This is a genomic window from Actinocorallia sp. B10E7 (assembly GCF_039871655.1).
Classification (GTDB): Bacteria; Actinomycetota; Actinomycetes; order Streptosporangiales; family Streptosporangiaceae; genus Actinocorallia.
Genome location: NZ_JBDPLZ010000002.1, coordinates 717,571 through 741,692 on the forward strand (window position 1 = coordinate 717,571; position 24,122 = coordinate 741,692).

The 24,122-nt window shown below is 72.4% G+C and carries 27 protein-coding genes and 1 riboswitch; of the genes, 17 read left to right on the forward strand and 10 right to left on the reverse strand.

Annotated features, from left to right (window positions below; genetic code table 11):
- Positions 1–10 precede the first annotated feature (10 nt).
- Positions 11–679, forward strand: coding sequence for an endonuclease/exonuclease/phosphatase family protein (locus ABGB12_RS08445; protein WP_347676116.1), 669 nt, complete (start codon positions 11–13; stop codon positions 677–679).
- A 103-nt stretch (positions 680–782) separates the two neighbouring features.
- Positions 783–1,199: a hypothetical protein gene (locus tag ABGB12_RS08450; protein WP_347675709.1), complete on the forward strand. Its 417-nt coding sequence runs from the start codon at positions 783–785 to the stop codon at positions 1,197–1,199.
- Positions 1,200–1,214: 15 nt separating this feature from the next.
- Here ABGB12_RS08450 and ABGB12_RS08455 read toward each other — a convergent pair whose 3' ends face one another.
- Positions 1,215–1,910 carry a hypothetical protein gene (locus ABGB12_RS08455; RefSeq protein ID WP_347676118.1) on the reverse strand — a complete coding sequence of 232 codons (696 nt, stop codon included), beginning with the start codon at positions 1,908–1,910 and terminating at the stop codon, positions 1,215–1,217.
- Positions 1,911–2,083: 173 nt separating this feature from the next.
- On the opposite strand from ABGB12_RS08455, the gene ABGB12_RS08460 reads away from it, so the two are divergent.
- From ABGB12_RS08460 to thiI, 8 genes are all read left to right on the forward strand, one after another.
- Positions 2,084–2,800, forward strand: a complete 717-nt coding sequence (locus ABGB12_RS08460; protein ID WP_347676120.1) for a lysophospholipid acyltransferase family protein — start codon at positions 2,084–2,086, stop codon at positions 2,798–2,800.
- Positions 2,797–3,915 (forward strand): DUF5931 domain-containing protein, encoded by a 1,119-nt coding sequence (locus tag ABGB12_RS08465; protein WP_347675710.1) that lies wholly within the window; start codon positions 2,797–2,799, stop codon positions 3,913–3,915. Before ABGB12_RS08460 ends, ABGB12_RS08465 begins: the two co-directional genes overlap by 4 nt.
- 95 nt (positions 3,916–4,010) lie before the next feature.
- Positions 4,011–4,478, forward strand: coding sequence for a hypothetical protein (locus tag ABGB12_RS08470; protein WP_347675711.1), 468 nt, complete (start codon positions 4,011–4,013; stop codon positions 4,476–4,478).
- Positions 4,479–4,545: 67 nt separating this feature from the next.
- Entirely contained in the window at positions 4,546–5,193 is a 648-nt protein-coding gene (locus ABGB12_RS08475) for a response regulator transcription factor (protein WP_347675712.1), read from the forward strand.
- Positions 5,194–5,278: 85 nt separating this feature from the next.
- The gene (locus tag ABGB12_RS08480; RefSeq protein WP_347675713.1) at positions 5,279–6,178 is read left to right on the forward strand and encodes a TIGR04222 domain-containing membrane protein; all 900 of its coding nucleotides are present in this window, start codon (positions 5,279–5,281) and stop codon (positions 6,176–6,178) included.
- On the forward strand, positions 6,166–6,990 hold the full coding sequence (locus ABGB12_RS08485) for a DUF692 domain-containing protein (protein WP_347675714.1): 825 nt from the start codon (positions 6,166–6,168) through the stop codon (positions 6,988–6,990). Before ABGB12_RS08480 ends, ABGB12_RS08485 begins: the two co-directional genes overlap by 13 nt.
- 496 nt (positions 6,991–7,486) lie before the next feature.
- Complete coding sequence (locus ABGB12_RS08490) at positions 7,487–8,512, forward strand: 6-phosphofructokinase (protein ID WP_347675715.1); 1,026 nt, start codon at positions 7,487–7,489, stop codon at positions 8,510–8,512.
- Positions 8,513–8,633: 121 nt separating this feature from the next.
- A complete protein-coding gene (thiI, locus tag ABGB12_RS08495) occupies positions 8,634–9,845 on the forward strand; it encodes a tRNA uracil 4-sulfurtransferase ThiI (protein WP_347675716.1) in 1,212 nt (403 codons plus the stop codon).
- Between the two features lie 24 nt (positions 9,846–9,869).
- Here thiI and ABGB12_RS08500 read toward each other — a convergent pair whose 3' ends face one another.
- Together ABGB12_RS08500 and aroF are read right to left on the reverse strand one after the other, a co-directional pair.
- A complete protein-coding gene (locus tag ABGB12_RS08500) occupies positions 9,870–10,829 on the reverse strand; it encodes a DUF5954 family protein (RefSeq protein ID WP_347675717.1) in 960 nt (319 codons plus the stop codon).
- Positions 10,830–11,019: 190 nt separating this feature from the next.
- Complete coding sequence (gene aroF / locus ABGB12_RS08505) at positions 11,020–12,063, reverse strand: 3-deoxy-7-phosphoheptulonate synthase (RefSeq protein WP_347675718.1); 1,044 nt, start codon at positions 12,061–12,063, stop codon at positions 11,020–11,022.
- 241 nt (positions 12,064–12,304) lie between these two features.
- On the opposite strand from aroF, the gene ABGB12_RS08510 reads away from it, so the two are divergent.
- Complete coding sequence (locus ABGB12_RS08510; RefSeq protein WP_347675719.1) at positions 12,305–12,889, forward strand: sulfite oxidase-like oxidoreductase; 585 nt, start codon at positions 12,305–12,307, stop codon at positions 12,887–12,889.
- Positions 12,890–12,992: 103 nt separating this feature from the next.
- Positions 12,993–13,745, forward strand: coding sequence for a LytTR family DNA-binding domain-containing protein (locus ABGB12_RS08515; RefSeq protein ID WP_347675720.1), 753 nt, complete (start codon positions 12,993–12,995; stop codon positions 13,743–13,745).
- A gap of 353 nt (positions 13,746–14,098) precedes the next feature.
- Here ABGB12_RS08515 and ABGB12_RS08520 read toward each other — a convergent pair whose 3' ends face one another.
- The 5 genes from ABGB12_RS08520 to thiO form a co-directional block, all read right to left on the reverse strand.
- Complete coding sequence (locus tag ABGB12_RS08520; protein WP_347675721.1) at positions 14,099–14,944, reverse strand: deoxyribonuclease IV; 846 nt, start codon at positions 14,942–14,944, stop codon at positions 14,099–14,101.
- Positions 14,945–14,975: 31 nt separating this feature from the next.
- Positions 14,976–16,991, reverse strand: coding sequence for a Stk1 family PASTA domain-containing Ser/Thr kinase (gene pknB, locus ABGB12_RS08525; protein WP_347675722.1), 2,016 nt, complete (start codon positions 16,989–16,991; stop codon positions 14,976–14,978).
- Between the two features lie 124 nt (positions 16,992–17,115).
- Positions 17,116–17,907, reverse strand: coding sequence for a thiazole synthase (locus ABGB12_RS08530; RefSeq protein WP_347675723.1), 792 nt, complete (start codon positions 17,905–17,907; stop codon positions 17,116–17,118).
- Positions 17,908–17,911: 4 nt separating this feature from the next.
- Entirely contained in the window at positions 17,912–18,112 is a 201-nt protein-coding gene (gene thiS / locus ABGB12_RS08535) for a sulfur carrier protein ThiS (RefSeq protein ID WP_347675724.1), read from the reverse strand.
- On the reverse strand, positions 18,109–19,227 hold the full coding sequence (thiO, locus tag ABGB12_RS08540) for a glycine oxidase ThiO (RefSeq protein ID WP_347675725.1): 1,119 nt from the start codon (positions 19,225–19,227) through the stop codon (positions 18,109–18,111). Before thiO ends, thiS begins: the two co-directional genes overlap by 4 nt.
- A riboswitch (TPP riboswitch) is annotated at positions 19,218–19,323 on the reverse strand. Its footprint overlaps the gene before it by 10 nt.
- A 116-nt stretch (positions 19,324–19,439) precedes the next feature.
- Between thiO and ABGB12_RS08545 the strand changes: the two genes are divergently transcribed.
- From ABGB12_RS08545 to ABGB12_RS08565, 5 genes are all read left to right on the forward strand, one after another.
- Entirely contained in the window at positions 19,440–20,621 is a 1,182-nt protein-coding gene (locus ABGB12_RS08545) for an FAD-dependent oxidoreductase (protein ID WP_347675726.1), read from the forward strand.
- Positions 20,622–20,648: 27 nt separating this feature from the next.
- Positions 20,649–21,026, forward strand: coding sequence for an Rv2175c family DNA-binding protein (locus ABGB12_RS08550; RefSeq protein WP_347675727.1), 378 nt, complete (start codon positions 20,649–20,651; stop codon positions 21,024–21,026).
- Complete coding sequence (gene thiE / locus ABGB12_RS08555) at positions 21,026–21,688, forward strand: thiamine phosphate synthase (RefSeq protein ID WP_347675728.1); 663 nt, start codon at positions 21,026–21,028, stop codon at positions 21,686–21,688. The genes ABGB12_RS08550 and thiE overlap by 1 nt, the downstream gene beginning before the upstream one ends.
- 7 nt (positions 21,689–21,695) lie before the next feature.
- Entirely contained in the window at positions 21,696–21,863 is a 168-nt protein-coding gene (locus ABGB12_RS08560; RefSeq protein ID WP_347675729.1) for a hypothetical protein, read from the forward strand.
- 111 nt (positions 21,864–21,974) lie between these two features.
- A complete protein-coding gene (locus ABGB12_RS08565; RefSeq protein WP_347675730.1) occupies positions 21,975–22,898 on the forward strand; it encodes a serine/threonine-protein kinase in 924 nt (307 codons plus the stop codon).
- Between the two features lie 5 nt (positions 22,899–22,903).
- Here the strand turns inward: ABGB12_RS08565 and ABGB12_RS08570 are convergent, their stop codons facing one another.
- Complete coding sequence (locus tag ABGB12_RS08570) at positions 22,904–23,377, reverse strand: GNAT family N-acetyltransferase (protein WP_347675731.1); 474 nt, start codon at positions 23,375–23,377, stop codon at positions 22,904–22,906.
- 9 nt (positions 23,378–23,386) lie between these two features.
- On the reverse strand, positions 23,387–24,076 hold the full coding sequence (locus ABGB12_RS08575; RefSeq protein ID WP_347675732.1) for an alpha/beta fold hydrolase: 690 nt from the start codon (positions 24,074–24,076) through the stop codon (positions 23,387–23,389).
- Between the last annotated feature and the right edge of the window lie 46 nt (positions 24,077–24,122).

Below are 24,122 nucleotides of genomic sequence, written 5' to 3' on the forward strand. Positions count from 1 at the left end.
GCTGATCAGGATCCTCGGCTACAACGTCCGGTCGCTGCGGGACGACCCGGAGGCGGTGGCCAGGGTGGTGCGGGCCTGCGCGCCGGACGTGCTGTGCCTGCAGGAGATGCCCCGCTTCGGCCGCTGGCGGGTCCGGCGTGACGCGCTGGCGGCCGCCTGCGGGATGACGGTGCTGGCGAGCCGCAGGCAGGCCGGTCTCGCGGTGTTCGGCGGCCCGAGGGTGCGGCTGCTGGCGGCCGAGTACCGGTTGTTGTCGTGGACGCCGCCGCTGCACCGCAGGGCGCTGGCCGTCGCCCGGATCCGGGTGGACGGGCGGCCTCTGGCGGTCGCCTCCACCCATCTGGACCTGGCGCCCGGCGCGAGGCTGCGGCACGGGATGGAGATCCTCCGGCTGCTGTCGGCCTGCCCGGATCCCGTCGTGCTGGCCGGCGATCTCAACGAGGGGCGGGACGGGCCGGTGTGGAGGCTGCTGGCCGGGGTCTTCCAGGACGCGCACGAGGTGGCGCCGGAAGGCGGGTCGCCGACCTTTCCGGCGAGGGCGCCTCGGCGCAGGATCGACGGGATCTTCGCCGACCGCGGGCTGAGGGTGCTCGGCTGCGGGGTGCCCGAGGACCCGGCCGGCGACTTTCCGCAGGCCACGGACCACTGTCCGGTGCTGGCCAGGATCGAACCGCCCTGACCTCACCTGAGGGGGACACCCTTGGAAAGAGAGTGTGTTCCGCCGTCTCGCCGGGCAGATGCCGCTAGAGTCCCAAGCTCGGGTAAAGGCGGAGGGTGGACCCTTGAAGATCTTGATCAATCTGGGCCGCGGCAAGGCCGTCACGGCGGCTCCGGGCAAACGGCAGGCGCTGGTGTTCGACAAGGAGTGGAACGACCCGGAGAAGGTCCACAAGGACGGGGCGCACGCCGAGTGGCTGCCCAAGGAGTCGGCCTACCACCTGGTGACCCTGAACGTCATCGTCGACGGCCAGGCCGACGGGGCGAAGCTCAAGCTCACGATCACCGAGTACGAGCGCGACAAGGACACCCGGGTCAAGGACGCGCTGGGCGAGGACAAGGTCGGCAACGGAACCAAGGCGGAGTACACCCTGTCGGGCCTGGTGTGGATGGACGAGAAGAAGCGCTACCGGGCCGAGGTGGAGAACTTCGGCACCGCGGCGGTGACCGTCGAGAAGGCCTACCTCAAGGTCGCCCGCTGATCCCGCGCGGGGCGCTCAGATGACGGCGCCGTCGTCGTCGCCGTCCCTGGGTTCGTCGCCCATGCGCAGCACCAGGGTGACGAAGCCGCCGATGAAGGCGGCGACCGCCAGGAACGCGGCCCAGCCCGGGGCCTGCCAGCGGAAGATGACCGTGGCGAGGATGTAGAGCGGCCCGCCGACCAGGCACAGCCAGGCGAGCCGGCTGGCCGGGTCGCCGGTGGGCAGCGGCGGGGGAGGCGGCGGTTCGTAGTGCCCTTCTTCGTCTGGTTCGGGGAACTCGTCGTCCTCCTTCTCCACGCCCTCGGAGAAGTAGACGACCCGGGCGGTCGGCAGCCTGCCCGTGTTGTCCTGACGGTCGTCGCCGGGGTCCGCCGGGCCGAGGTTCTCCTCGTCCGGCCAGGAGACGTCGGTGGGGGTCTCGCCGAACCCCGCCACGATCTCGGCGAAGATCGCGTCCTCGTCGCGTTCGGGGAGCGGCGCCCCCCTGTCCCGCAGCACGCTGGAGTGCAGCAGCCGCTCGGCCTCGGTCCTCCGCGAGGCGTCGACGTGCACGTGGTCCAGGACGTCGGGACCATCGCCGCCGCCCGGCAGCGCGTAGGCGGCGATCCCCGCCTCGCGCAGCACGGTGAGCAGCTGGTCCGCGAGTTCGGGAACCAGGTCGATCAGGAGTGTGTAGGCGTCCGCTGACAGGCCGTTCTCGCGGCGGTTCACTTCCCTCAACCCCTCCGGACTCCGGCGACCATCATGCGTTGAGCCTACGGTGCGAATCGTCCCACGGGAGGCAAGGGGGCGCGATCGTTCCGTCTGACCGATCCCGTGCGAAGATGTCTCCCACTTTCATCGTCGGAGACGAATCGCGGAGTTGCGGAGAAGAGGCGGTCTGGATGTTCTGGTGGGTGGTCAAGGCGATCGTGGGGCCGCTCCTTGTGATCATCTGGCGGCCGGAGAACAGGGGCATGGAGAACGTGCCGGAAGAGGGGCCGGCCATCCTGGCCAGCAACCACCTGTCCTTCGCCGACCATTTCTTCGGCCCGTGGCCGCTGCGCCGCAGGATCGTGTTCCTGGGCAAGCGCGACTACTTCACCGGCAAGGGGATCAAGGGCTGGTTCAGCCGGATGTTCTTCAGCGGCGTCGGGGTGATCCCGATCGACCGGACCGGCGGCAAGGCCAGCGAGGAGGCCCTGGCCACCGGGCTGCGGGTGCTGCGCGAGGGCAAGCTGCTGGGCATCTACCCCGAGGGCACCCGGGTGCCGGACAACCGGCTGTTCAAGGGCAAGACCGGGGTGGCCCGGCTGGCCCTGCAGGGCCGGGTGCCGGTGATCCCGATGGCGATGATGCACACCTTCGAGCTGATGCCCGCGGGCTCCCGGCCCCGGGTCTTCGGCCTGCCGGGCCGGCCCGGCGTGCGCTTCGGTGAGCCGATGGACTTCTCGGAGTACTACGGCAGGGAGGACGACCGCGAGGTCCTCCGCATGATCACGGACAAGATCATGATGGCGATCAGGGAGCTGTCCGGGCAGGAGTACGTCGACCGCTACGCGGCCGAGGTCAAGGCCGAGGCGGCGGGCAGGGCGGTCAGGAAGGACGACGACGAGGAGTGAACGTCGAGGCGGCGCTGTGGCGCGCCCTGGCTGCCTTCCGGATCGTCGCCTGCGTGTACGCGGCGGTCCTCGTCGTCTCCAATCACCAGTCCTACCTCCACCCGGCGGGCGGCTGGGCGGTCCTGGCCGTCATGGTGCTGTGGACGGCCTTCACCGTCCGCGCCTACGCCGACGGCGGGGCGGGTCCCGTCCTGGCCGGTCTCGACCTGGCGGTCTGCGTGGCGTGCCTGCTGGCCACCGGGCTGGTGGAGACCCAGCAGCACCTGGCCGAAGGCCGCCCCAACCTGACGGTCAGCTGGGTGGCGACGCCCGTCATGGTGTGGGCGCTGCTCGGCGGCATCCGCTGGGGGGCCGCGGCGGCGGTGCTCGTCGGGGTGCCCGACATGCTGCTGCGCTGGCTGTACGGCGGGGAGTTCCAGCAGACCACCGTCAACGGGCTGGTGCTGCTGCTGATGGCCGGGGTGGTGATCGGCTACCTGGGGCGGCTCGCCCTCTACAGCCAGGAGCGCCTGGCCCGGGCGGTGGAGCTGGAGACCGCCACCAGGGAACGTGAGCGGCTCGCCCGGGACCTGCACGACTCGGTGCTGCAGGTGCTGGCGCTGGTGCGCCGCAGGGGCGCCGAGCTGGGCGGCGAGGCCGCCGAGCTGGGCCGGCTGGCCGGGGAGCAGGAGGTGGCGCTGCGGGCGCTGATCTCCCGTCCGGCGGGCGAACCCGAACCCGCCGGAGAGAACGACCTGCGCCCGCTGCTGGACCGCTACGCCTCGTCCTCGGTGCAGATCGCCGCCCCGGCGACCCCGGTGCGCCTGCCCGGCCGCGCCGCCGCGGAACTGGCGGCGGCGGTGGGCGCCGCGCTCGACAACGTCTCCCGGCACTGCGGCCGGGACGCGCGGGCCTGGGTGCTGGTGGAGGACGACGGGGAGACGGTGACGGTCAGCGTCCGCGACGACGGCCCCGGCATCCCCGAGGGGCGGCTGGAGGCGGCGGAACGGGACGGGCGGCTGGGTCTGGCCCAGTCGGTGAAGGGCCGGATCCGCGATCTGGGCGGCACCGTCGAGATCTCCTCCTCGCCCGGCGAAGGCACCGAACTGGAACTGGTCGTCCCGCGTCCGCGTTAACACCGCTCTTAGTCCGCCGGCGGCATCATGTGGATCAGAGAGGGAGAGGGCATTCTCCCGATGGCTTCCCCCCGATTTCGTGGCAGGAGTGACCCATGTCCGAGCGGACGAACGACCCGGGGCCGGCTGAGAACCCCGAGAACCCCGGAAACCCCGGAAACCCCGAGAGCACTGACAAGGTCGTGGCGGCGGCGCCCTCCGAGCCCTCCGCGGACCAGACGTCCGCGCCGACGGCTCCGCCTGCCCTGCCAGGCCGGTTCCGCGCGCTGGCGGGCGCGGTGCCGCTGGCGGTACTCGCCTCCGGCCTGGTCGGCGGTCTGGTCGGCGGAGGGGTGGTGGCCGTGGTCGCGGGCTTCGGCGATGACGACCACCGAGGCCGCCACCACGTCATGCGGTTCCACGACGAAGGCTGGCAGGAGCGGGGGCGGATGTTCCACCACCGCCCCGGCCACGAGGGTCCGGGCCGCTGGGAGAGCCGTCCGGGACCCGGCGACGGCCCCTTCTTCCAGCAGCCGGGCCCGTCGTTCTCGCCTTCGACGCCCTCACCCTCGCCGACGTCCTGAGAACATGGTCCGGGCGGGACGCCGTGTCCCGCCCGGACGGGCCGAGGACGGCCGGCGGAGGAGAACGATGGCGGGGATCCGGGTGATGGTGGTCGACGATCACCCCATGTGGCGCGAGGCGGTGGCCCGCGACCTGGCCGAGGCCGGGTACGAGGTGGTGGCCACCGCCGGCGAGGGCCGGAAGGCGGTGCGGATCGCGGCGGCGGCCCGCCCCCAGGTCGCGGTCGTCGACCTGCAACTGCCGGACATCAGCGGAGTGCAGGTCACCCGGTCTCTGCTGGCCGCCGACCCGTCGGTGCGGGTGCTGGTGCTGTCGGCCAGCGGCGAGCAGGCGGACGTCCTGGAGGCGGTCAAGGCGGGCGCCACCGGCTACCTGCTGAAGTCCGCCGCCCGTGAGGAGTTCCTGGACGCGGTGGCGCGCACCGCCAAGGGCGACGCGGTCTTCACCCCGGGCCTGGCCGGGCTGGTGCTGGGCGAGTACCGCAGGCTCGCGGCCGCGCCCGTGCCCGAGCCGGACGCGCCGCGCCTGACCGAGCGGGAGACCGAGATCCTGCGGCTGGTCGCCAAGGGGCTGACCTACAAGCAGATCGCCGAAAGGCTGGTGCTCTCCCACCGGACGGTGCAGAACCACGTCCAGAACACCCTGGGCAAGCTCCAACTGCACAACCGCGTGGAATTGGTGCGGTATGCCATCGAAAAAGGACTCGATGGTTAACAGCGGTCTGTAGGGAACCAAGTCGCTCTCTCCGGCATCTATGTGGCCAAGGGACTCCGCGTAAGCCGGAACGAAGGAGAGAGCCATGACGGATCCGGCACCGACCTGGGGGATCAGCGGCCCGCTCTTCCTCGCGCTGTTCGCCGTGGCCGCGGTGGCTCTGTGGTTGCTGGCGATGGGGCTGCGCCGCCTCGCCATGGCGGGCCGTACCCCGGTCCGCGAGCTGCACCCCTACGAGCTGGCCTACCTGGACGGCGGGCGCGCCCGGGTGGTGGCCGCGAGCCTGGCCGCCCTCCGGCTGGTCGGCGCGGTCGACGCGAGACGGAACGGGTCGCTGCGGGTGACCGGCTCCCCGGGCCCCGCGTCCACCCCGCTGGACCAGGCGGTGCTCCAGGCGATCGCCGTGGGGGCCTGGTCCAAGGACCTGGTGTCCCACCACCTCGTCCGGCCGCATCTGAACCGCCTGCACGACTCCCTGGTGGCCGAGGGGCTGCTGAACGGGGCGCGGGAGAAGAAGCGGATCAGGCTGGCCGTGCTGCCGCTGGTGCTCCTGCTGGCGCTGGGCGCTCTCCGGGTCGCCGCCGGCCTGCAGAACGACAGGCCGGTCGGATTCCTGCTGCTCCTCATGGCCTGCGTCGCGGGGGCGGCCCTGCTCCTGCTGGGCGTCCCTGAGCACACTGGGGCGGCCAAGAGGATGCTGCGCGAGGCCCGGGACCGCTACGGGGCGCTGCGCCCCTCGTCCTCGCCGGACTGGAGGTCCTACGGGCCCGAGGCCGCGGCGCTGAGCGTGGCGGTGTTCGGCGTCACCGCGCTGACGGTCATGGACCCGGACTTCGCCTCGGCGGCCGAGGTCCAGCGCCAGTTCGGGCAGGCGGCGTCCTCCGGCTCCTCTTCGGGCGGCTTCTCCTCGTCCGACAGCGGGTCTTCCGACAGCGGGTCTTCCGACGGCGGCTCCTCCTGCGGCGGAGGCGGGTGCGGCGGGTGACCGTCCCGGGCGTCGGCATCGGCTGGCGGCCCCCGCTCGCGCAGTTCACGGCGGGGCTGCCGGGCCTGGGCTTCACCGAGGTGATCGCCGAGTCCCTGCACCGGCCCGACCCCGCGCTGCTGGAGCTGCGGGACCGGGGGGTGCCGGTCGTCCCGCACGGGGTGCGGCTGTCGCTCGGCGGCGCCGGGCCCGTCGAGCCGGACCGGGTCTCCCACCTGGCGCACTGCGCCGAACTGCTGGACGCGCCGCTGGTCAGCGAGCACGTCGCGTTCGTCCGCGCGGGCGGTCTGGAGGCGGGGCACCTGCTGCCCGTGCCGCGCACCCGTGAGGCGCTGGACGCGCTGGCCCGCAACATCCGCCTCACCCGGGCGGAGCTGGACGTGCCGCTGGCGGTCGAGCCGATCGCCGCGCTCTTCGACTGGCCCGACGACGAGTACTCCGAGGGCGACTTCCTCACCGAGCTCCTCGACCGGACCGGCGCGCTGCTCCTGCTGGACGTGGCCAACGTGTACGCCAACGCGCGCAACCGGGGGCAGGACCCGCTCCGGGTGCTGGAGTCCTTCCCGCTCGACCGCGTCGCCTACTGCCATGTGGCGGGTGGCGGCGAACACGACGGGTACTACCACGACACCCACACGCACGCCGTGTCCGAGGAGGTGCTCGCGCTGGTGGCCGAGGCGGAGAGGTTCGGTCCCGCCGAAGGGCGGCTGGGGTACCTGCTGGAACGCGACGGCGGGTATCCGCCCGCCGCCGAACTGAGGGCGGAGCTCGACGCCGTCGCCGACGCCGCCGGAATGGCGCGGATCACATGAGCAGGGACCGGCCGGACCCTCCTTCCGGCGACCTGGCCGCACGCCAGGAGGCGCTGCTCCGGGCCCTGGTGGCCGGAGCTCCGCTGCCCGCCGGATTCGACGCGGCGCGGGTCGGCGCCGCCGCCCGCGCGCTGAGGGGCAAACGGTTCGGCGAGGTCGGGCGGGTCTGGCCGTCCCTGCTGCCCTACCGCGCGGAGTTCCTCGCGTGGGCCGAGGGCAGGCCGCCGCTGGGCTCGTGGCGGGACGGCTGGGAGTTCGCCCGCGCGCACCGTCCCGTACTGGACGCGGAGGCCGCGACCGCGCTGGCCGTCTGCGAGGCGCTGTGGCGGCACGGGGACGAACCCCGGCGGCGTCGGGGTCCGGCGGTGCGCCGGGTTCCGGGAGGTCTGGTCGCGGCGTTCGCCGGGCGGATGATCGTTCTCAGGAGAAGGCGGTTAGGGTCGAGACGACCCCCTTCACGGGGCTCACGGCAGGCAGGCGGGACGAAGGAGGCTTCATGCGGATCGGAGTGCTCACCGGCGGAGGCGACTGCCCGGGGCTCAACGCCGCGATCCGGGCGGTGGTGCGCAGGGGCGTGAAGGAGTTCGGCGACGAGTTCACGGGCTTCCGCGACGGCTGGCACGGCCCCCTCGAACGCGACACCATGCCCCTGGACCTGGAGACCGTCCACGGCATCCTGCCGCTCGGCGGCACCATCCTCGGCTCCTCCCGCACCAACCCGCTGAAGGTCGAGGACGGGATCGCCCGCATCCGGGAGAACCTGGCGGCCCTGGGCCTGGACGCCCTGATCGCCCTCGGCGGGGAGGACACCCTGGGCGTGGCCCTGGCCCTGCACGAGGCGGGGGTGCCGGTGGTCGGCGTGCCCAAGACCATCGACAACGACCTCAGCGGCACCGACTACACCTTCGGGTTCGACACCGCGGTCGGCATCGCCACGGAGGCCGCGGACCGGTTGCGCACCACCGCGGAGAGCCACCACCGGGCGCTGGTCTGCGAGGTGATGGGGCGGCACGCCGGATGGATCGCGCTGCACTCGGGCATGGCGTCGGGCGCGGACGTCGTCCTGATTCCGGAGAAGCCCTTCGATCTGGACGAGGTCACCGCCCACGTCGAGGCGAGGTTCCGGGCCGGGCACGCGCCGGTCCTCGTCGTCTCCGAGGGGGCCCGTCCGGTCGAGGGCTCGCTGGAGCTGCAGACGGGCGAGCGCGACGCCTTCGGGCACGTCCGGCTCGGCGGCATCGGGGAGAGGCTGGCCGCGGAGCTCGAGCGGCGCACCGGCAGGGAGGCGCGCTGCGTCGTCCTGGGCCACCTCCAGCGCGGCGGGACGCCCACCGCGTTCGACCGGGTGCTGGCGACCCGGTTCGGGCTGCACGCCATAGAGGCGGTCCACGCGGGCGACCACGGCACGATGGTGGCGCTGCGCGGCACCGACATCGTGCGGGTGGGCCTGGCCGAGGCCGTCGGCACCCTCAAGACCGTCCCGCTGGAGCGCTATGCCGAGGCCGAGGTCTTCTTCGGCTGATATTCCCGGATTTCCGGGAGCGGAGGATCACCAACGGAACATGGGGCAACCGGTCGAAGTGCTCTTCGAAATGGGCGACACTGAGAGACGATTCCCTTAACTTCTGACGGAGGTCCTGATCATGCCCTTGGCGCCCGCCGCCGGTGAGCCGTGTGTGCTGCTGAAGCTCGGCGAGATCGTCCTGAAGGGCAAGAACCGCCACCAGTTCGAGCAGCGGCTGCAGAGCAACATCCGCAAGGCGCTCGCCTCCACCGGGGTCGGCGTCGACCTGTGGCAGCGCTCCGGAGTGATCGTCATCCGGGCCGGCAGCGGCCTGGCCGAGGACGTCGAGAAGCTCGCCCGACGGCTCGAGGACGTCATGGGCATCGTCATCGTGCACCGCGCCCAGCGGGTGCCCAAGGACGTCGAGTCGATGACGAAGGCGGCGCTCGAGGCCGTCGCCCAGCACCCGATGACGGGCAGGGGCGGCAGCTTCGCGGTGCGCCCCCGCCGCCGTGACAAGCGTTTCCCGATCACCTCTTCGCAGATCGGGATCTCGGTGGGCTCGGAGATCAACGTCAAGTTCGGCCTGCCGGTGAACCTGAAGAACCCCGACATCACCGTCTCCATCGAGGTCGACCGCGACGAGGTGTTCGTCTACACTGACGGCGCCCCCGGCCAGGGCGGCCTGCCGGTGGGCTCCAGCGGCCGCGGCCTGGTGCTGATGTCGGGCGGCATCGACTCCCCGGTCGCCGCCTACCGGATGATGCGGCGCGGCCTGCGGGTGGACTACCTGCACTTCTCCGGCATGCCCTTCACCGGCCCCGAGTCGATCTACAAGGCGTACGCGCTGGTGCGCGAGCTCGACAAGTTCCAGGGCGACTCCCGGCTGTTCGTGGTGCCGTTCGGCAAGGCGCAGCAGCAGATCAAGTCGGCGGGCGAGGACCGGCTGGCGATCATCGCGCAGCGGCGGCTGATGCTCAAGACCGCGGAGATCGTCGCCGAGCGCCGCCGGGCCGGCGCGCTCATCACCGGCGACTCCCTGGGCCAGGTGGCGAGCCAGACCCTGGTCAACATGACCGCGCTGGACGACGCCGTGGACCTTCCGATCCTGCGTCCGCTGGTCGGCATGGACAAGTCCGAGATCATGGACCAGGCGCGCCGGATCTCCACCCTGTCCATCTCCGAGCTGCCCGACGAGGACTGCTGCTCCCTGCTGGCGCCCCGCCGTCCCGAGACCGCGGCGCGCATCGCCGACCTGCGGCAGATCGAGAAGCGGCTGGACGCCGAGGAGCTGGCCGAGCAGCTGGCCGACTCGGTGCAGGAGCACCGGCCGGTCTACGGCTCGGACTGACCGGCCCCGGGGGCCGACCGGCCTTCAGTCGTCGAGGAGCCCTTCGGCGCGCAGCTGGAGGGCGAGCACCTCGACGGGCGGGTCCGGGTCGAAGTCCGAGGGGCGGGGCGTCTCGGGCCCGTCCTCGCCGAACCGCGCCACCTTCTCCAGCCGGACGATGCGGAAGCGGCGTCCGCGCACCTCCAGCGCGTCGAGCCTGGTGGTGATCAGCCGCCACGCCGCCTCCCGGTAGGCGGCCCGGGTGGCCTTGTCGGCGCGTTCCACCGAGGGCGCCACCTGCTGGAGGTACTCGGCGAGGCACTCGCGGGCCCGCTGGGGGGTGGGGCAGGCGGCGGTCGCCGAGCGCCATCCGTCGTGCAGGTACTCGGCGACGGAGAACGCGGGTGCCATGGGGACGGGGACGGGGTGGGAGTCCAGAGCCCGCCTGGCGTCGGCCCTGGCCTGCTCGCGGGGTGCTCCCGGGTACTCGATGGCCTCGGCGAACCGCACGGCGAGCTCGAGCTCGGTCTCGGGCCCGTGGGCGCCGGCGGGGAGCCGGAGGACCTCGGGCCGGTGCGGCGGGGGAGTGCGGGGGTCGGGGTCGGTGGGCCGCGGCGGTTCGGGCTCGCCGAGGTTCATCCGCAGCACCTGCTCGACCCGGATGATCCGGAACCTGCGGCCCGCCACGACGAGCTCGTCGTGGCGCTCCCAGTCCAGGACGTGGGCCGCCGCCAGGTAGGGCTCGGGGTCGGCGGCGGTCCTGGCCTCCATCCGAAGATGGCCGGCCAGGTCGTCACGGGAGCACTGCGGGGTGGCCTCGCCCAGGCTGATCACCCGCCAGTCCTCGCCGACCTCCTCGGCGACCCCGAACATGGGGCCGGCCAGGACGGTCAGCGGGTACTCCCGCCGGGCCCGCCGGGCGTCCTGCGCGATGAGCGCCTGCACCGGATCGGTGGAGGTGAGCTCCCGCAGTCCTCGTTCCAGAGCCTTGTCCTCATGGGGCATGCCCAACATGCTCCCTGCCATTACCTCACTTGCGCAGCTTCTCGCTGGATTGCCCATAAGATCCCGCTTCCCGGACCTACCCGGAGGAAAATCCTCAACCCGGAATAAGGATCCTTCTACCGAAGGCCTCCGGGCACGCGGCCTGTTCCGCGTACCCGGAGGGCGTTTCTCACACCGGAACGGCGCCGCGTCAGGCGAGGGCGGCCGGAGCCGCGGCGGTGGTGAGCTCGCGGCCCACGACGGGCGGCAGGGCGCGGACGAGTTCCGCGAGCTCCGCGAGGTCCTCCTGGACCAGGGCCTGGGGCCCGTCGCACAGGGCGGCCTCGGGGTGCGGGTGCACGTCGATGATGACGCCGTCGGCGCCGATCGCGATGGCCGCCCGGGTGAGCGGGAGCACCAGGTCGCGGTGGCCGCCGGAGTGGGACGGGTCCACGATCACCGGCAGGTGGGACAGGCGCTGGGCCACCGGGACCGCGGAGATGTCCAGGGTGTTGCGGGTGGCCTTCTCGAAGGTGCGGATGCCGCGCTCGCACAGGACGATGTCGAGGTTGCCGCGCTGGGCGACGTACTCGGCCGACATCAGCCACTCCTCGATGGTCCCGCTCATGCCGCGCTTGATCATGACGGGCTTGCCGGCCTCGCCGACCGCCTGCAGCAGCGCGAAGTTCTGGGTGTTGCGGGTGCCGATCTGCAGCATGTCGGCGTACTCGGCGACGAGCTCCACGTCGCGGGCGTCCACGACCTCGGTGACGACCGGCATGCCGGTCTCGGCCCGCACGTCCGCGAGGATCCGCAGGCCCGCCTCGCCGAGGCCCTGGAAGGCGTAGGGGGAGGTGCGGGGCTTGAAGGCGCCGCCGCGCAGCAGGGTGGCCCCGGCGGACTGCGCCATCCGGGCGGCCTCCAGGGTCTGCTCGGGGGTCTCCACGGCGCAGGGGCCGGCGATCAGGGTCATGGTGCCGGGGCCGATCGGGACGCCGCCGACGCGCACGACCGAGCGCTCGGCGTGGTGCTCGCGGCTGACCAGCTTGTAGGGGGCGCTGATCCGCACCACCTCGCCGACGCCGTGCTGGCCGCCCAGGTTCAGTGCCTCGAAGCGCTCGGCGTCGCCGATCAGCCCGACGATGGTGCGGTTGACGCCGCGGCTGACGAAGGCTTCGCCTCCCGCCGCCTCGACGAGCGAAACGACGTTGTCGATGTCGGTTCCGGTGGCTTCGGGGGCCATGACGACGACCATGGATCTCTCCTCGGAGAAGTGTCGGAGAACGCGAAAAAGCCCCGGGCCGAAGGTGCCCGGGGCTCTGGTGAAGCTGGTCAGCGCAGCGTGTGGCTGACGATCACCCCTCCGGGCTCGCCATACCAAAAGAAGTGAACGACGCTACGCACGAGAAACAGACTAAGGCATGCTCGCGGGAGCTCCGTACATCGGGGGGCTGGAATTCGGGCCGGGTCCGAAGGGTGGCAGGATGGGCGGGAAGATGACCCCTCCAGAGAAACCCTTGCCGCCGGGGCAGTACGTGCCCCGGGGATTTCCGGTGCTGCATTACGGGCCCGTTCCGAGATTCCGTCCGGACAAATGGGACTTCAGGGTCTTCGGGCCCACCGTGGATGGAGCGGAGGTCCGCTGGGACTGGGACGAATTCCAGAAGCTGCCGCGCACCCCGGTGGTGTCCGATTTCCACTGCGTCACCAAGTTCACCATCCCCGACAACCTCTGGGAGGGTGTCACCGGCCGCACCCTGCTGGAACTGGCGCCTCCCCATCCCGACGTCACCCACGTCATGCTCTGGGCCGAGTACGGCTACAGCGCCAACATCAGGCTGAGCGACCTGGCCGAGGAGGGGACGCTGTTCGCCACCCACCACAACGGCGAGCCGCTCACCGCCGACCACGGCTTCCCCGTCCGGGCGGTCGTCTCGCACCTGTACGGCTGGAAGAGCGTGAAGTGGGCGCGGGGCATCGAGTACCTCGTCGGCGACCGCCGCGGCTTCTGGGAGGAGCGCGGCTACCACAACATCGCCGACCCCTGGCTCGAGCAGCGCTACTCCTACCAGGAGGAATGAGCAGGGCGGCGAGGCGCGTCGTGGCCGGACCGCCGGGGGAACGAGGCATAGTCACCTGGTGAAAGCGATTGCACGCGAAGCGTGATCGCGGGAGGGTCCTCCCATGCTTCGTGTGCTCGCAGTCGACGACGAACCGCCCGCCCTCGACGAACTGGTCCGCCTGCTGCGCGCCGACCCCCGGATCGAACGGGTGTCGGGGGCCGCCGATCCGGCCGAGGCGCTGCGCGGTCTGGGCCGCATGCTCGCCGGCGACGACCGGCTGGACGCGGTCTTCTTGGACGTGCGCATGCCCGGCCTGGACGGGCTGGACTTCACTCGCCTGCTCTCGGGGTTCGCCGCTCCGCCCGCGGTGGTCTTCGTGACCGCGCACGAGGACGGCGCCGTCGCGGCCTTCGACCTCGGCGCCGTGGACTACCTGCTGAAGCCGGTGCGGCCCGAGCGGTTGGCCGAGGCGGTCCGGCGGGTGGAGCGGACGGTGCGGCGCGCCGCGGAGGCGGCCCCCGCGCCGGACGAGGTGATCCCGGTGGAGCTCGGCGGCAGGACCCGCATGGTCAGCCGCTCGGCGGTCACGCACGTGGAGGCGCACGGCGACTACGTCCGCCTGCACACGGTCGGGGAGAAGGCCGGCTATCTGGTCCGCATCCCGCTGAGCGCGCTGGCCCGGCGCTGGGAGGGCGCGGGGTTCATCCGGATCCACCGCAGCACGCTCGTGGCGTCCGCGCACATCGAGGAACTGCGGTTCGACTCGGGCCGGGCCTCGGTCCGGGTGGGGGGCGCGGAGCTGCCGGTGAGCCGGCGGCACACCCGCCAGGTGCGGGACCTGCTGGTGCGCGGCTTCAGGTCGGACCCTCGTTGAGCGGTGCCCCCGCCGACCGTTCGTCGTACAGAATCCACCGCTCGCCCAGTGGTCACTCTACGTACATCGACGACTACTGACCGTTGGTCGCGGGGAGGGGGTCGGGGTCTGCTCTCGGAGCCTCCGGGCACCTACTGTTCTCATCAGTAAGGCGATTCTGGAGGTCCTCCAAAGGCCCGGGGCTTTCGCTCCGGGACAGGAGGGTCACAGCCGCCGGATCCCGTACCGGGGGGGTGGGATCCGGTGGTGAGGGCTCAGGCGCCGAGCGGACAGTCGGGGGGTTGTCCGTCTCGGCGCCTGAGCGTTTTCCGGGCCCCTCGGAAGGCGGGCCGCCTCCCCCGAAGAGCCCCCTCTCAGCCTCGCAGCCGCTTCAACGCGTCGATGTCGGCCTTGTGCGGCTCGACGGAGCGGCCCGGCGTCTCGATGACGAACGGCACCCCCGCCACGGCCGGATGCCCCAGCAGCTCGGCGAACGGACCCTCGCCGATGTGGCCCTTGCCGATGTTCTCGTGCCGGTCCTTCTTGGAGCCGCACACGTCCTTGGAGTCGTTGGCGTGGACCAGCCGCAGCCTGCCCTCGCCGACGGTGTCGACCAGCGCGTCCAGGGTCTGGGCCACGCCCTGCTCCGCGGTCAGGTCGTGACCCGCGGCGAAGGCGTGGCAGGTGTCCAGGCAGACTCCGAGCTTCGGGTGGTGCTCTAGCGCCTCGAAGTAGGGGCCGAGCTGGTCGACGGTGGCGCACAGCATCGCGCCCTGCCCGGCCATCGGCTCCAGCAGCAGGCTGGGCGCGTCCTCGGGCAGCGACTCCAGCAGCGGCAGCAGCCGCTCGTGGATCTGGGCCATCGCCGCCTCCACCGGCTGGGTGACCGCGGAGCCGGTGTGCACCACCACGCCCAGCGCGCCGATCGCGGCGCCGCGCTCCATCGCGTGGGCCACCGAGCCGATCGACTTCTCCAGGGTGTCGGCGTTGGGCGAGCCGAAGTTCACCAGGTAGGAGGCGTGCACGTAGACGGGCAGCTCCGACTCCCGCAGCAGGGCGTCCTCGGCGGGCTTGCCGGGGCTCTGCGCCCAGCCGCGGGGGTTGCCGACGAAGACCTGGACGGCCTCGGCCCCGATCTCCGCCGCGTACTTCAGTCCTGCGGTGCCGAGCCCTCCGGCCACCGGTACGTGCGCCCCGATGGGGCTTGGCTGCGTGCTCATGATGGGCCAAGGGTAGTGGTCCGCACCGACATCAGTCCCAGATGGTGATGATGGCACCCTTGGGGACGCGTTGTCCGTTGTCGGGATCCTGGTCGATGATCCGGCCGGTGTTCAGCTTGTGCTGCACGTTGACCTGGAAGCCGCGCTTCTGCAGGTGCTCGACGGCGTCGTCGATGGTGCGGCCGAAGACCAGGGGCACCTTGACGTTGCCGTGCTCGTCCGGCTCGTCGTCGCAGAACGGGTTGATGGCCGAGAGGAAGCAGTCGTCGTTCTTGTTGACGCCCAGGGTGACGGCGTCGCCCGGCTTGAGCAGGGTGCCCGGGGCGGGGTTCTGCCACAGGATGGCGCCGTTGTCCTTGGCCGGGTCGGTCTGCACCTGCTCGTAGATGGGCAGGTCGCCGTTCAGCTGGCTCTTGAGGGTCTCGAGCTGGGCGTAGGCCTCGTCCTTGTTCTTGCCGGACAGGTCGGGCATGGCGAGGCCGCTGCTGATGAGCAGGACGAGCGGCTCGTCCCGGGCCAGCTCGGTGCCGGCCTTGGGGTTGGTGCCCAGGGCCATGCCCTCGGCCGCGGCTCCGGGCTTCTTCTCCTGGGTCACCGACACGAAGGCCTTGAGCGTCTCGGCGGCCTGCTCGGCGGTCTGCCCCGTCACGTCGGGGACCTTGAGGGGGGTGAGGCCCTTGGAGAGCACCAGCGTGATGGTCTCGCCGGGCTGGACCTTGCTGCCCACCCCGGGATCGACCTCGGCGACGGTGCCCTTGCGCGCGGTCTCGGAGTACTTCCTGGTGTCGGCGATCGAGTAGGCGATGCCCTCGGCCCGCAGCTCGGCCACGGCGTCGGCCTGGCTCAGCCCGATGATCTCCGGCACGTGGTCGTACTTGCCGGAGACCTGGTACCAGGTGGCCCAGCCGATCACCATGGACGCGATGACGCCCAGGGTCACCAGCACGAACTTCCCGGTGAGGAAGTGCAGGATCCGGTCGAACAGCATGACCGGTTCCTGCGGCGGCGGCCCGTCGGGGACCATGCCGAGCGGCATCACGGTCGTGTGGCCGTTCGGCATCACGGTGGTGCGGTTGTCTGCCCGGCCGGGGAGCGTGCTCTGGGGCATGGAGGCGCCCGGCAGGGAGCCGCCCGGGCCCGGCAGCCCCGGCACCGACAGGACGGAGGTGGCGTTGTCGGGCGCGGGCGGGACGGGGGCGGCCGGGAGTTCCAGGGAGGCGTCCGTCAGCAGCGCGTAGAAGTGGTCGGCGTCGACCGGGCGGCCCGCAGGGTCCTTGCTGGTCGCCGAGATCACCAGCGCGTCGATCCGCGGCGGGATGCCGGGCACCAGCTGGGACGGCAGCGGGATCTGCTCGTTGACGTGCCGCCAGGCCACCTGGAGAGGGGTCTCGCCCACGTGCGGCTGGCGTCCGGTGAGCAGCTCGAACAGCAGGATGCCCGCCGCGTACACGTCGGTGCGGGTGTCGGACTGGCCGGTGACCACCTGCTCGGGCGCCATGTAGGCGACGGTGCCGATGATCATGCCGGTCTTGGTCTGCCTGCTGTCGGTCTCGGCGCGGGCGAGGCCGAAGTCGGCGACCTTGACCTGGCCGTCGGTGGTCAGCAGCACGTTCTCGGGCTTGACGTCGCGGTGGATCAGGCCGGCCCGGTGCGCGGCGCCCAGCGCCGCCAGGACCGGCGCCGTGATGTCCAGGGCGTCGCGGACGGGCAGCCGGCCGCGCTCGTCCAGCAGGTCGCGCAGGGTGCGGCCGGGCAGGTACTCCATGGTGAGGTAGGTGTGCGGGCCCGAGGTGCCCTGGTCGTACACCGCCACCACGTTCGGGTGGGACAGCGCGGCCGCGGCCTTGGCCTCGCCCATGAAGCGGCGGACGAACTCCTCGTCCTGCGCCAGGTGCGGGTGCATCACCTTGAGCGCGATGGTGCGGTTCAGCCTGAGGTCCCGGCCCACGTAGACGGTGGCCATGCCGCCACGGGCGACCTTCGACTCAATGCGGTAGCGCTCGTCGAGTACCTGCCCGACGAGGGGGTCTACTGCTGTCGCGTCCACCAGGGCAGTGTAAGGGCGAAACGGACTTCTCCCCATCGCTCTGCGGGACTACCTTACGGCCGTTCCAAAACGTGATCTTTTGTGAGGGGCGGCCGCCCGCGGAGCCGCCGCAGCTCAGGGCGGGTCAGGCGCCGGTGCCGGCCAGCCCCTCGAAGGGGGAGGAGGCCTGGGCGAGGCGCCGCCGCGGGATGCGCCCGGCCAGCCGCGCCGCGCGTCCCCCCTCGACCGCGCTGCGCATCGCGGCCGCCATCAGCGCCGGACGGTGGGCGCGGGTGACGGCGGTGGCCAGCAGCACGGCGTCGCAGCCCAGCTCCATCGCCAGCGCCGCGTCGCTGGCCGTGCCGATCCCGGCGTCCAGGATCACCGGCACGCCCGCCCGCTCGACGATCAGCTCGATGTTGTGGGGGTTGCGGACGCCCAGACCGGAGCCGATGGGCGCGCCGAGCGGCATGACGGCCGCGCAGCCCGCCTGCTCCAGCCGCTGGGCCAGCACCGGGTCGTCGTTGGTGTAGGGCAGGACGACGAAGCCCTCGGCCACCAGGCGCTCGGCCGCGTCCAGCAGTTCGACGGGGTCGGGCAGCAGGGTGTGCTCGTCGGCGACGACCTCCAGCTTCACCCACTCGGTGCCGAGCGCCTCGCGGGCCAGCCGGGCGGTCATGACGGCCTCGCCCGAGGTGAAGCAGCCCGCGGTGTTGGGCAGCACGCCGATGCCGTGCCGCTCCAGCAGTTCCAGCACCGAGCCCTTCATCGAGGGGTCGACCCGGCGCATGGCGACCGTGGTCAGCTCGGTGCCGGAGGCGATCAGCGCCTCCTCCAGGACGTGCAGGCTGGGCGCTCCGCCCGTGCCCATGATGAGCCGGGATCCGAACTCGCGGCCCGCGATGACCAGCGGGCCGGACGCGTCGGTCGTGTTCACTTGTTCAGCCTCCCTGGACCGCGGTGAGGATCTCCACCCGGTCGGCGTCCCTGACGGGGGTCGTGGGCCAGGCGGCGCGCGGCACCACCTCTTCGTTCAGCGCCACCGCCACGCCCCGTTCGGCGTCGGTGACCTGCGACACGACCGCCGCGACGGTCGCGCCGTCGGGAAGGTCGCGGGCCTGGCCGTTGATGGTCACTCTCATCTGTCGTCTCCGATGGTGGCGGGCCGCGCGGGCGCGAAGCGGTCGGCGCCGAACGGGCGGACCGCCTCGGGGGGCTCCCGGCCGTCCAGCAGGTCCGCCATCGCGTCGGCGGTGAGGGGGGTGAGCAGGATGCCGTTGCGGAAGTGCCCGGTGGCCGCCAGCAGGCCCTCGGGCCCGACCGGGCCGATGATCGGGGCGTTGTCGGGGGATCCGGGCCGGAAGGAGGCGGTGACCTCCTTGAACTCCAGCTCGGTGACGCCGGGGAAGAGCGTGCGGGCGTCGCGCAGCAGCTCCCACAGGCCGCCCGCGGTGACCCGGGAGTCGAAGCCGAGTTCCTCCTGGGTCGCGCCGACGACCAGTTCGCCGTCCGGGCGCGGCACGAGGTACATCGAGAAGCCGCGCACCAGGCCCCGGGTGGCCCTGGTGAGGAAGGGGTGGGGGCTGTGCAGCCGCAGGATCTGGCCTTTCACCGGCCTCACCGGCAGGCCGGTCAGCTCCCGGGACCAGCTTCCGGCCGCCACGACGACGCGTTCGGCGGCCAGGACGTCCCCGTCCTCCAGCCGGACGCCGCGCACCCGGCCGTCCTGGACGACGAGCTCAAGGGCCCGCTTGCGCACGAGGGGGAGGTGCTCGCAGGCCGCGAGCAGCGCGCGCAGCAGCCGTCTGGGGTCGACGGAGCCGTCGTCGGGGGCGAGGATCCCGCCCCGCACGGACGGCGCGAGCATGGGTTCGAGCCTGCGGCACTCCCGGCCGGTGAGGAGTTCGGTGCGCAGCCCCAGCGAGGTCTGGAAGCGGTGCTGGTCCTGGAGGAAGGCCAGGTCGTCGGCGTCGTAGGCGACGGACAGGTTGCCCTCGCGCCGGTGGCCGATGTCGATCCCGGTGAGGTCGGCCAGTTCGGCCGCGAACCGCGGGTAGCGGTCGCGGGAGTCGACGCCGAGCCTGAGGTGGTCCTCCTCGCCGTACTGCAGTTCGCCGACGGGCGTCAGCATCCCGGCCGCCACATGGCTGGCGCCGCTTCCGGGCTCGGGGTCCACGAGGGTGACCGGCAGTCCCCGCTGGGACGCCCGCCAGGCGATGGCCAGGCCTATCGCCCCTGCGCCGATGACCACGATCACAGGTCGCTCCCTTCGCCGGCATGATCCGGATCAGGTTCTGGCGGTCGGGAGGACTGCTCCCCTCTCAGCCCGTACCGGGCTCCCGCGCTCCGTACGGAGCCCAGCGTATGCCCTGAGCAGTACCGATCAGATATCGGGCATCCTGGACATGGACGGTGACGGGGCGAAAGTTAGGGTGTCCTGCCAGGAGAACCGGGATCTCGGAGGATCACATGGAACGCGTCATCGTGGTGGGCGGTGGCCTGGCGGGTGTGCGCGCCGTGGAGGCGCTGCGGGCCAAGGGCTACGCCGGAAGGCTCACGCTGGTCGGAGCGGAGCCGCACCGGCCCTACGACCGTCCGCCGCTGTCGAAGGCCGTCCTGGCGGGCGAGCGCGAGGACACCACGGTCGACGCCTCTTGGGACTCCCTGGACTGCGAACTGCTGCTGGGGCACCGCGCGACCGGGCTGCGCGTGCAGGACCGCGTCCTGGAGACCACCGCGGGCGAACTGCCCTACGACGGGCTGGTGATCGCCACCGGAGCCGACACCGTCCGGCTTCCCGGCCCCGGCCGCCAGCACGTGATCAGGACCATCGACGACTCCCTGGAACTGCGCGGCAAGCTGGTCCCCGGCGCCCGCGTGGTGATCGTCGGCGCGGGCTGGATCGGCGCGGAGGTCGCCACGACGGCGGCGAAGCTGGGCTGCGAGGTCACCGTGCTGGAGGCCGCGCCCGCGCCTTTGGCCAACGCGCTCGGCCCGGAGCTGGGCGCGCTGACCGCCCCCTGGTACGCCGAGGCAGGGGTCCGGCTGCGCTGCGGGGTCAAGGTCGCCTCGATCGAGGAGGGCGGCGTCGCGCTGGTGGACGGGGAGTTCCTGCCGGCCGAGGCCGTCGTCGTCGGCATCGGCGTGCGGCCCTCGCTGGACTGGGTGAGCGGCCTGGAGGTCGAGAACGGCCTGGTGGTGGACGCCTCGCTGCGCACCTCCCGTCCGGAGATCGTCGCGGTCGGCGACTGCGCGGCCTGGTGGTCCAACCGGTACGGGCGCCGGCTGCGGGTGGAGCACTGGGACGCGGCGCTGAACGCCCCCGACGTCGCGGTGGCGTCGCTGCTGGGCCAGGAGGCGGTCTACGACGACCCGCCCTACTTCTGGTCCGAGCAGTTCGGGCGCATGGTCCAGTACGCGGGCCACCACCCGGGGGCCGAGCGGATGGTCTTCCGGGGCGACCCGGAGACCGACCGGTCCTGGGCGGTCTTCTGGCTCGACGGGGACCTGCTGCGAGCCGTCCTGACGGTGGCCGCGCCCCGCGACCTGATGCAGGCCCGCAGGCTCCTGACAGCGGGGACACCGGTGGACGCGGAGAAGCTCGCCGACCCCTCGGTCCCCGTCCGGAACGCGGTCCTGGCTGTTTCATAGTCCCCGCGGGATGGTAGACACGGAAACGTGACGAAGACGCACGTTGACATCGATCCGGAACTCGACTCCCTGGTGGGCGAATGGCTCACTTTCGCGGAAGCGGGGCAGGTCGCGGGAGTGCCCGCGAGCAGAGTGAAGCAGTGGGTGAAGGAGGGCAAGCTGCTGGCCGCCTACCGGCAGTCCGGAGGCGGCCCGCAGATACCGGCCGCGTTCCTGGCGGAAGGGCAGGTGGTCAAGGGCCTGCCCGGGACCCTGACGCTGCTGTCCGACGCCGGTTTCGACGAAACGGCCGCGTTGCGCTGGCTGTTCACCGGCGACGACACCCTGCCCGGCACCCCGGTCCAGGCGCTCCGCGAGAACCGGGGCACCGAGATCAGGCGCCGGGCCCAGGCCCTGGCCTTCTGATGTCGCTTCTGACGACCGACCGGGCGGTGGCGCTGCGCCGCCGCCTGGACGCGGCCCGCCTCTACCTCTGCGTGGACTCCCGGTCCGCGCAGGGGGACCTGCCGGAGTTCCTGGACGCCGTCCTGGCCGGCGGGGTGGACATCGTCCAGCTCCGCGAGAAGGGGCTGGAGGCGCGGCGCGAGATCGAGCTGCTGGGGGTGTTCCGGGAGGCCTGCGACCGGCACGGGGCGCTGCTGGCGGTCAACGACCGGGCGGACGTGGCGTTCGCGGTGAAGTCCGACGTGCTGCACCTGGGCCAGGGGGACCTGCCGGTCGAGGTGGCGCGGCACATCGTCGGCGAGGACATCCTCATCGGCCGCTCCACCCACTCGGTGGAGCAGGCGGCCGCGGCCGCCCGGGAGCCGGGCGTGGACTACTTCGCGGTGGGCCCGGTGTGGCCCACGGCGACCAAGCCGGGACGTCCGGCGGCGGGTCTGGAGCCGGTCGCCGCCTCGGTGGGGGCCACCCGGCCCTGGTTCGCCATCGGCGGGATCGACGCGGGCAACCTCGACCAGGTGATGGCGGCCGGGGCCACCCGGGTGGTGGTGGTCAGGGCCCTGACCGAGGCCCCCGACCCGGGGAAGGCGGCGCGGGAGCTGGCGGCCCGGCTGCGGGGGCGATAATGGGGGCATGAACCCCAAGTCATCCGACGAGGAGCGCCGGCCGGGGCGTCCGGCCCCGGACCGGCCGCTGCTGCCCGACCGCACGTCCGACGAGCAGGACCCGGGCTGGGGGGACTGGCGCGAGGACTCGGGCAACGACGACAGGCTGCGCGAGGACGTGCCCCCGCACTGGTGATCCCCGGCCCTTCCGGCCCGCGGGCCGGAAGAAGCGCGAAACGCCTGAGGCGATGGGCGAATGGTGATATTTATGCATTTCGCCTTATCCCTCTGGCCGGAGTGCGCGCAGGTGCAGACCAAGCATGACGCCCCGCTCCGACCCGGCGATCCCCGCCGGGTCGGCGGCTACACCCTGACCGGACGGCTCGGCGAAGGCGGGCAGGGCGTGGTGTACCTGGCGCGCGACCGCGAGGGCGCCGTGGTCACGGTGAAGCTGCTCAAGGGCGGCGGATCGGCCGGGGCCAAGGCGCGCGGGCGCTTCACCAAGGAGGCCGAGGCCGCCCGCCGGGTCCAGGTGCCCCAGGTCGCCCGGATCCTGGACGCCCGCGTCACCGGCGACCGCCCCTTCATCGTCAGCGAGTTCGTGCGGGGCCGCACCCTCCAGGAGGTCGTGGCCGCCGAAGGGCCGCTGCGCGGCGCCGAACTGCGCAAGGTGGCGCTGCGCACCGCCGCCGGGCTCGCCGCGATCCACAAGGCCGAGATCGTCCACCGGGACTTCAAGCCCGGCAACGTGGTGCTCGGTCCGCGCGGCGCCAAAGTGATCGACTTCGGGGTGGCCCGGCTGCTGGACGGCGACACCCCGATCACCTCCCATCCCGTCGGCACCCCCGCCTACATGTCCCCCGAGCAGATCGAGGACCTGCCGGTGGGGCCGAAGTCCGACGTCTTCTCCTGGGGCGCGACCATGGTCTACGCGGCCACCGGGCGGCCGCCCTTCGGTGGCGGCACCAACGCCGCCGTCATGCGCCGCATCACCGACCGGGAGCCCGACCTGGGCGCGCTGCGCGGCAGCCTGCGCGGCCTGGTGGCGCGCTGCCTGGACAAGGAGCCCGCGGCGCGCCCGACCGCGGCGGAGATCGCCCGCTTCCTGCGGGCCGAGGCCGCGCCTGCGGCCCGCAAGTCCGCGAAGGTGCCCCGCTACCGGTCGAACATGATCATCGCGCTGGGCGTGGTGATGGCCCTCGGCTTCACCGTGGGGCTGCTCCTGGGCTGACCGGCTCAGCGCCGGTGCGTCATGACCGTCAGGGTGGCGGTGCTGCCGTCGGGGGCGAGGTGGATCGACGGCCGGCCGTCGGCGAGCGTGAACCCCTCGCCGGCGTAGAACGCGCGGGACTCCTCGTCCGCCGACCGGATGTTGGTCCAGACCTCCTGGGCCGCGTACCGGCCGTGGGCGCGGTCGACCAGCTCGCGCAGGAACATGCGGGCGACGCCCTCACCGCTCCACTGGGGGGAGAGGACGACCCGGCGCAGCTCGATCCGGGGGGAGCCGACCCCGCCCAGGACCGCGAACCCCACGATCGTGTTGCGGATCTCCCCGACGAGGTGTTCCTGGGCGGGGTCCTCGAAGACCTGCTCGTGCCAGGCGCGCCCGGTGTCGCGATCCCATGCGACGCTCCGGGCCGCGTCCCGGTTCTCGTCCAGGGCGACCGCCTTGGACAGTTCGGATCTGCTCGTCGGCCTGATAGTGAACACCATTCAGATTTAGCACAAGGAAGCGAGTCGCGCAGGCAGAGTCACCATCGGCCAGTGCCCGGTGGGCAGCTCGTGGAAGGTCCACTCCGGGCCGGACAGCTCGGAGAACGCCGGCACCGTCCCGATCATGGAGCGGACCGCGGCCAGGGGGATGGTGCAGCAGATCATCGTCTTGGGGACGGCCGTGCGCTCCCGCGGCCTGACCAGGGGCTGGGTCGCCGCGCCGAACGGCTCGGGCGTGGCGTGCGCGAGGACGTGCTCGCGCTGCTCCTCGGTGAAGCCGGCGTCGGCGAAGTCCGGCACCGGGATGGTGAATCCGTCGCCCACCGCCGCCCGGACGGCGGCCTGCTCCTGCGGCTCCTGGAAGTCGATCTGCGCCATGCCCGACGGGAGGGGCGCGGTGTCGACGTAGACGACCCTGGCGAGTTGCTCCGGGATCCGGTCGGCCACCGCGGTGACCGGCAGGTTCGCGCCGCTGTGGCCGACGAGCACGACATCCCGGCGGTCGCCGATGACGTCCAGGATGTCCTGGGCGTGGGTGTCCACGTTCACCTCGGGGGAGGCCTCGGCGGCGCGCTCGGCCAGGCCGGTGAGGGTCACGGGGAGGACCTCGTGGCCCTGTTCGCGCAGGACCGCCGCCACCTCGTCCCACACCCAGGCGCCGAGCCAGAAACCGGGAACCAGTACGTAAGTCGCCATTCTTCGGCACCTTTCCTTGCGTCAATGTCGCCCTTCCCTCGGGGCG

What these genes read in the sequence shown, in the direction of transcription:
- ABGB12_RS08460 (WP_347676120.1), top strand. Translation starts at nt 2,084, where the DNA reads ATGTTCTGGTGGGTGGTCAAGGCGATCGTGGGGCCGCTCCTTGTGATC.
- ABGB12_RS08470 (WP_347675711.1), top strand. Translation starts at nt 4,011, where the DNA reads ATGTCCGAGCGGACGAACGACCCGGGGCCGGCTGAGAACCCCGAGAAC.
- ABGB12_RS08475 (WP_347675712.1), top strand. Translation starts at nt 4,546, where the DNA reads ATGGCGGGGATCCGGGTGATGGTGGTCGACGATCACCCCATGTGGCGC.
- ABGB12_RS08480 (WP_347675713.1), top strand. Translation starts at nt 5,279, where the DNA reads ATGACGGATCCGGCACCGACCTGGGGGATCAGCGGCCCGCTCTTCCTC.
- ABGB12_RS08490 (WP_347675715.1), top strand. Translation starts at nt 7,487, where the DNA reads ATGCGGATCGGAGTGCTCACCGGCGGAGGCGACTGCCCGGGGCTCAAC.
- thiI (WP_347675716.1), top strand. Translation starts at nt 8,634, where the DNA reads ATGCCCTTGGCGCCCGCCGCCGGTGAGCCGTGTGTGCTGCTGAAGCTC.
- ABGB12_RS08500 (WP_347675717.1), bottom strand. Translation starts at nt 10,829, where the DNA reads ATGCCCCATGAGGACAAGGCTCTGGAACGAGGACTGCGGGAGCTCACC.
- aroF (WP_347675718.1), bottom strand. Translation starts at nt 12,063, where the DNA reads ATGGTCGTCGTCATGGCCCCCGAAGCCACCGGAACCGACATCGACAAC.
- ABGB12_RS08510 (WP_347675719.1), top strand. Translation starts at nt 12,305, where the DNA reads ATGACCCCTCCAGAGAAACCCTTGCCGCCGGGGCAGTACGTGCCCCGG.
- ABGB12_RS08515 (WP_347675720.1), top strand. Translation starts at nt 12,993, where the DNA reads ATGCTTCGTGTGCTCGCAGTCGACGACGAACCGCCCGCCCTCGACGAA.
- ABGB12_RS08520 (WP_347675721.1), bottom strand. Translation starts at nt 14,944, where the DNA reads ATGAGCACGCAGCCAAGCCCCATCGGGGCGCACGTACCGGTGGCCGGA.
- thiS (WP_347675724.1), bottom strand. Translation starts at nt 18,112, where the DNA reads ATGAGAGTGACCATCAACGGCCAGGCCCGCGACCTTCCCGACGGCGCG.
- ABGB12_RS08545 (WP_347675726.1), top strand. Translation starts at nt 19,440, where the DNA reads ATGGAACGCGTCATCGTGGTGGGCGGTGGCCTGGCGGGTGTGCGCGCC.
- thiE (WP_347675728.1), top strand. Translation starts at nt 21,026, where the DNA reads ATGTCGCTTCTGACGACCGACCGGGCGGTGGCGCTGCGCCGCCGCCTG.
- ABGB12_RS08560 (WP_347675729.1), top strand. Translation starts at nt 21,696, where the DNA reads ATGAACCCCAAGTCATCCGACGAGGAGCGCCGGCCGGGGCGTCCGGCC.
- ABGB12_RS08575 (WP_347675732.1), bottom strand. Translation starts at nt 24,076, where the DNA reads ATGGCGACTTACGTACTGGTTCCCGGTTTCTGGCTCGGCGCCTGGGTG.